The organism is Arenimonas sp., assembly GCF_019459675.1.
Lineage (GTDB): Bacteria > Pseudomonadota > Gammaproteobacteria > Xanthomonadales > Xanthomonadaceae > Arenimonas.
In genome coordinates, this window is the sequence record NZ_JAIBFH010000387.1 from 1 (window position 1) to 5715 (window position 5715).

Annotated in this window: 8 protein-coding genes; 4 read left to right on the forward strand and 4 right to left on the reverse strand. The window is 68.5% G+C overall.

Features of this window, described 5'->3' with window-relative positions; translation table 11 throughout:
• The first annotated feature begins 22 nt into the window (after positions 1-22).
• Entirely contained in the window at positions 23-763 is a 741-nt protein-coding gene (locus K0M70_RS12810; RefSeq protein ID WP_290782536.1) for a pteridine reductase, read from the forward strand.
• Positions 764-770: 7 nt separating this feature from the next.
• Here the strand turns inward: K0M70_RS12810 and K0M70_RS12815 are convergent, their stop codons facing one another.
• The 4 genes from K0M70_RS12815 to tsaD are packed head-to-tail and all read right to left on the reverse strand — an operon-like array spanning position 771 to position 3585.
• On the reverse strand, positions 771-1673 hold the full coding sequence (locus K0M70_RS12815) for a DUF6159 family protein (protein ID WP_290782538.1): 903 nt from the start codon (positions 1671-1673) through the stop codon (positions 771-773).
• A gap of 38 nt (positions 1674-1711) precedes the next feature.
• A complete protein-coding gene (gene folK / locus K0M70_RS12820) occupies positions 1712-2203 on the reverse strand; it encodes a 2-amino-4-hydroxy-6-hydroxymethyldihydropteridine diphosphokinase (protein ID WP_290782540.1) in 492 nt (163 codons plus the stop codon).
• Entirely contained in the window at positions 2200-2556 is a 357-nt protein-coding gene (gene folB / locus K0M70_RS12825; protein WP_290782543.1) for a dihydroneopterin aldolase, read from the reverse strand. Before folB ends, folK begins: the two co-directional genes overlap by 4 nt.
• Before the next feature lie 15 nt (positions 2557-2571).
• Positions 2572-3585, reverse strand: coding sequence for a tRNA (adenosine(37)-N6)-threonylcarbamoyltransferase complex transferase subunit TsaD (tsaD, locus tag K0M70_RS12830; RefSeq protein ID WP_290782544.1), 1014 nt, complete (start codon positions 3583-3585; stop codon positions 2572-2574).
• Positions 3586-3721: 136 nt separating this feature from the next.
• On the opposite strand from tsaD, the gene rpsU reads away from it, so the two are divergent.
• The 3 genes from rpsU to dnaG all read left to right on the forward strand — a co-directional run.
• The gene (gene rpsU / locus K0M70_RS12835; RefSeq protein WP_002808376.1) at positions 3722-3937 is read left to right on the forward strand and encodes a 30S ribosomal protein S21; all 216 of its coding nucleotides are present in this window, start codon (positions 3722-3724) and stop codon (positions 3935-3937) included.
• Positions 3938-4013: 76 nt separating this feature from the next.
• Positions 4014-4460 (forward strand): GatB/YqeY domain-containing protein, encoded by a 447-nt coding sequence (locus K0M70_RS12840; protein ID WP_290782546.1) that lies wholly within the window; start codon positions 4014-4016, stop codon positions 4458-4460.
• A gap of 110 nt (positions 4461-4570) precedes the next feature.
• Positions 4571-5715 (forward strand): DNA primase (dnaG, locus tag K0M70_RS12845; RefSeq protein ID WP_290782548.1); only part of this gene is annotated, 1145 nt, incomplete at its 3' end.

The window sequence follows — 5715 nt, forward strand, 5'->3', positions numbered from 1 at the left end:
CGACAAACTTCCGGAGTCCCGAATGACCCATCCCCATCCCGTCGCCCTGATCACCGGTGCCGCCAAGCGCGTTGGCGCCCGTATCGCCCGCCGCCTGCATGCGGCCGGCTACGATCTGGCGCTGCACCATCGCGCGTCGCAGTCGCCGATGGACGCCCTGGTCGGGGAACTCGAGGGACATCGCCCCGGCAGCGTGCTGGTGCTTCAGTGCGAGCTGGCCGACATCGACGCCCTGTCGGGCCTGGTGGCCGACACCGTGGCGCGCTTCGGGCGCCTGGACGCGCTGGTGAACAACGCCAGCGCCTTCTTCCCCACCCCGGTGGGCGAGGCCACGCCGGCCCAGTGGGACGAGCTGTTCGCGTCCAATGCGCGGGCGCCGTTCTTCCTGTCCCAGGCCGCGGCACCGCACCTGCGCGCCAGCGGCGGCGCCATCGTCAACCTGGCCGACATCTACGCCGAACGGCCGCTCAAGAACCACACGATCTACTGCATGGCCAAGGCTTCGCTGGTCATGCTGACCCAATCGCTGGCCAAGGAACTGGGCCCGGACGTGCGCGTGAACGCCGTCGCCCCCGGCGCCGTGATGTGGCCGGCCGAAGGCAAGGCCGAACACGAAAAAGCCGCCATGCTGGCCAGCACCGCACTGGGCCGCGCCGGCGACCCCGACGATGTCGCCGAGGCCGTGCGCTGGCTGCTGCAGGAAGCGCGCTACACCACGGGCCAGGTGCTGCGGGTGGACGGCGGACGCGCGCTCACGATCTGAGGGGCGCTTACTTGGGCTGGAACGCGGCCTGCAGCTGCGGGCCAGCAAAGCCCGCCGGCGCGTGGCCATCCATGGCGTAGCGGTACACCGCCGCCGAATAGATGCCCGACAGCGCCGCCTGCACCACCGCCACCGTCGCGATGGCGAAGGCGCCGACAACACCGACCACGATCGCCAGCTTCACGCCGCCCATCGCCGCCGCGCCGATCACCAGCGCCACCACCGCCAGCACCACCAGCACCAGCACCAGGCCGAACGCCAGGCCGATGCCGACGTTTCCGGCGACGTTCTCGCCCCAGGTGCGCTTGAGCAGGGCGATGCTTTCCTTGATGGCGTCGATGGGGCCCACGTCGCGCGACACCAGGATCGGCACCACCAGGAAGCTGGCCAGCGTCCACGCCATGCCCACCAGGCCGACCACCATCTTGCCGATGAAGCCGGACTTCTCGCTGATCATCTGCAGCAGCAGGCCCACCGTGGCGGCGATGGCTGCGTAACCCAGGATGACGCCGAGCTTGCTGCGGGCAATGCGCAGGCCGTCGGCCACGGTGGGGTCACCGCCCTCCAGGCGGATCATCGCCGCGCCGACCAGCGCGGTGTTGAAGAAGAAAATAACGAAGTACTGGCACAGGTAGAACAGGAAGCCGACCACCGCTCCCATCACCCCGATGTTGCCACCTTCGAAAATGCGCAGGCCGATCACCGGGACCAGGAAGGTCGCCGTGGCCACCAGCGTGGCGATGGCCGAAATCACCGGGAACAGCAGCAGCTCCTTGTCCGAGCGGAGCACGGCGGCGCTGGCTTTGACGAGGGTCCAGCTGCGGGAGATCTTGTCGAACATCGTCCAGCCCTCCGGTTGAGTGGCCGCCAGTATGCGACAGCCGCGCTGCAGCGCAATGCCGGAAGTCACGGCCCGGCCTGCGTGGCCGGGGCGCCGCGGACGAGGCCTCAGGCCAGCGAAAGGGTGTCCAGCGCGGGCGGCTGCGCGGCCTGCGCGTGCGCGTCCCACAGCGCGGCCAGCGTTTCGCCGGTGGTGGGCACGCGGTGGTGGGGCGCGATGTCGGCCAGCGGCTTGAGCACGAACGCCTGGTGCAGCTCCGGACGCGGCAGCTCCAGGTTGCCGGGCCCTTTGAGCACCAGGTCGTCGAAGAACACGATGTCGATGTCCAGCGTGCGGCTGGAGAAGCGCGCGCCGCCGCGCTGGCGTCCCTGGGAGTCTTCCAGCGCGTGCAGCCAGTCGTTGAGTGCGAACGGGTCCAGATCGGTATCAAGCACCGCTGCGGCATTGAGGAAATCGGGGCCCTCGAAGCCCACCGCCGGCGTGCGGTACACCGGCGAAAACACCACGGCGCCGAAGCGGGCGCGCAGGGCGCGGGCCGCGGCCGCCAGGTTGGCCTCGGCGTCGAGGTTGCTTCCCAGGCTCAGCCAGGCGGTGCTCACGGCGCGCGCGTACGCTCGATCATCACGCCCACGGCCTTCGAGCCGGTGACCGCGCCGGGCTTGCTCAACTTCAGGCGCACGTGGCTGACGCCGAACTCAGTGGTGATGATTCCGGCGCAGCGCTCGGCCAATGTTTCCACCAGGCCGAACTCGGACTCGGACACGTACTGGATCAGGCGCTTGCTGACCGCCTTGTAGTCCAGCGTGTCGACGATGTTGTCGGTGCCGGCGGGTACGGTGTTGTCGAACGCCATCTCGATGTCGAGCACGATCGACTGCTTGATCTTGCGCTCCCAGTCGTAGATGCCGATCACGCAGGGGATCTCGAGCGCCTCGATGAAAACCTTGTCCATGCCGCGGGTCCTTCCCTAAAGAGGCGGCAAGCTTGCCATGTCCCAGCGTGGCTGGACGGTGACGATGGCGCCTTCGCCCTGCCCCGCCTGCAGCCGCAGCGCGCCGGCGAAGGCGATCATGGCGCCGTTGTCGGTGCAGAACGCCGGGCGCGGGAAACAGACCCGGCCGCCGCGCTTTTGCACCAGCCGCTGCAGCCGGGCGCGCAGGCGGGTGTTGGCGCCCACGCCGCCGGCCACCACCAGGGTGCGGGCGTCGGTTTGCTCCAGGGCGCGGTCGCACTTGATGGCCAGGGTCTCGACCACGGCATCTTCGAAGCCGCGCGCGATGTCGGCGCGGGTTTCCGGCGTCTTGTCCGACGCCTGCCAGGCCAGCATCACCTGGGTCTTGAGGCCCGAGAAGCTGAAGTCCAGGCCCGGCCGGTCGGTCATCGGGCGGGAGAACTTGAACAGGCCGGGCCGGCCCGATTCCGCCAGCCGGGCCAGTTCGGGCCCGCCCGGATACGGCAGGCCCATGAGCTTGGCGGTCTTGTCGAAGGCTTCGCCGGCCGCGTCGTCCAGGGTTTCCCCCAGCAGGCGGTAGTCGCCGATGGCCGCCACTTCCACCAGCTGGGTGTGGCCCCCCGACACCAGCAGGGCCACGAAGGGCGGGGCCAGGCCCGGGTCTTCCAGCAGCGGGGCCAGCAGGTGGCCCTCCATGTGGTGCACGCCCACGGCCGGCAGGTCCAGGGCCCAGGCCAGGGCCCGGCCGGTGGCGGCACCCACCATCAGGGCGCCCACCAGGCCGGGGCCGGCGGTGTAGGCCACGCCGTCCAGGTCGGCCGTGCCCAGCCCGGCCTCGGCCAGGGCCTGACGGACCAGGGGCAGCAGCTTGCGGACGTGGTCGCGGCTGGCCAGTTCAGGCACCACGCCGCCATACTCGGCGTGCAGGGCGATCTGGCTGTAGAGGGTGTGCGCAAGCAGGCCGCGGTCGGTGTCGTACACCGCCACGCCGGTTTCATCGCAGCTGGTTTCGATGCCCAGGACTCGCATGTGCTTGTTTTTATGGGCCGTAGGGAAAGATTCAAGGACAAACCGGGGATCAGGCTTGCCTGACGCCCCGGGGCCCGCGTATCATACGCGGCTCACCGGCCGTGCCGGGCGAAACCCACGTATCCAGGAAGTCCACATGCCGTCTGTCAAAGTCCGCGAAAACGAGCCGTTCGAGTTTGCGCTGCGCCGCTTCAAGCGCACCTGCGAAAAGGCTGGCGTCCTCGCCGAAACCCGCAAGCGCGAGTTCTACGAGAAGCCGACCCAGGAACGCAAGCGCAAGGCCGCCGCCGCGGTGAAGCGCCAGCTGCGCCGCAGCTCGCGCGACGTCACCAAGCGCCAGCGCCTGTACTGAGTCGCGGTGCTTTCCGGAAAGCCGGCACGCGCAAGCGTCGCCGGCTTTTCGTGTTTCTAGACCCAGGAGAATTGCCATGAGCCTCAAAGCCAAGCTGACCGAAGACATGAAGATCGCGATGAAGTCCGGCGAGAAGGATCGCCTGGGCGTCATTCGCCTGATCAACGCCGGCATCAAGCAGAAGGAAGTGGACGAGCGCGTCGAAATGACCGACCCGCTGGTGCTGGCCGTGATCGAGAAGATGGTCAAGCAGCGCAAGGACTCCATCAGCCAGTACGACGCCGCGGGCCGCGACGACCTTGCGTCGATCGAGCGCTACGAGCTGGGCGTGCTGGAAACCTACCTGCCGGCCAAGATAGACGAAGCGTCGGTGCAGGCGGCGATCGACGCGGCCAAGGCCGAAACCGGCGCCGCCGGCCCGGCCGACATCGGCAAGCTGATGGCCGTGCTCAAGCCGCGCCTGGCCGGCCAGGCCGACATGGGCCTGGTATCCCAGCTGGTGAAAAAAGCCCTCGCCGGCTAAACCCAGTGAAAATGTACCAGGGACATTTTCACGCGCCCCCGTCCCTTGTGGCCCCGGCGCACGGGAAAATGTCCCTGGTGCATTTTCCCGGCGTGGCATCCTGAGGGCGTATGGCACGGATTCCCGACGCGTTTATTGACGACCTGCTGGCCCGGACGGACATCGTCGAGGTAGTGGGGTCGCGCGTGCCGCTCAAGCGGCAGGGGCGGGAGTATTCGGCGCGCTGCCCGTTCCATGACGAGCGCTCGCCGTCGTTCACGGTGTCGCCGACCAAGCAGTTCTACCACTGCTTCGGCTGCGGCGCGCACGGCACCGCCATCAGCTTCCTGATGAACTACGACCGGCTGGAGTTCCTGGACGCGGTCGAGGAGCTGGCCAAGCGCTGCGGGCTGGAAGTGCCGCGCGACACCCAGCAGCGCAACCAGAGCGGCGAGTCGCGCGAGCTGTACATGGCGCTGGAAGCGTCCGAGAAGTTCTTCATCCAGCAGCTGGCCGGCAGCGCCAAGGCGCGCGACTACCTGGACAAGCGCGGCGTGGACGCCGAAAACCGCACGCGCTTCGGCATCGGCTACGCGCCCGACGGCTTCAATGCCCTGAAGGACGCGCTGGGCACCGACGAGCGGCGGCTGGGGCTGCTGGACAAGACCGGTATGTTGTCCAAGAGCGACAGCGGGCGCGTTTACGACAAATTCCGCGACCGGGTGATGTTCCCCATCCACGACCGCCGCGGCCGGGTAATCGCCTTCGGCGGCCGCGTGCTGGACAAGGACGACGGCCCGAAATACCTCAATTCGCCCGAGACCGCGCTGTTCCACAAGGGCCGCGAACTCTACGGCCTGTGGCAGGTGAAGCAGGCGCACTCGAAGATCCCGCGGCTGGTGGTGGTCGAGGGCTACATGGACGTGGTGGCGCTGTTCCAGTTCGGCGTGAACACCGCGGTGGCCACGCTGGGAACGGCCACCACGCCCGACCATGCCGAGCTGCTGTTCCGGAACTCGGCCGACGTTTACTTCTGCTTCGACGGCGACCGCGCCGGACGCGGCGCCGCCTGGAAAGCGCTTGAATCGGTGCTGCCGCGCATGCGCGACGGCCGCCAGGCCTTCTTCCTGTTCCTGCCCGACGGCGAGGACCCGGACAGCATCGTGCGCAAGGAAGGCGCGGCCGGCTTCGACGCCAGGCTGGCGCAGGCCATGCCCCTGTCGGAGTTCTTCTACGGCGAACTGTCCAAGGACGTGAACCTGGCCGGCATGGAGGG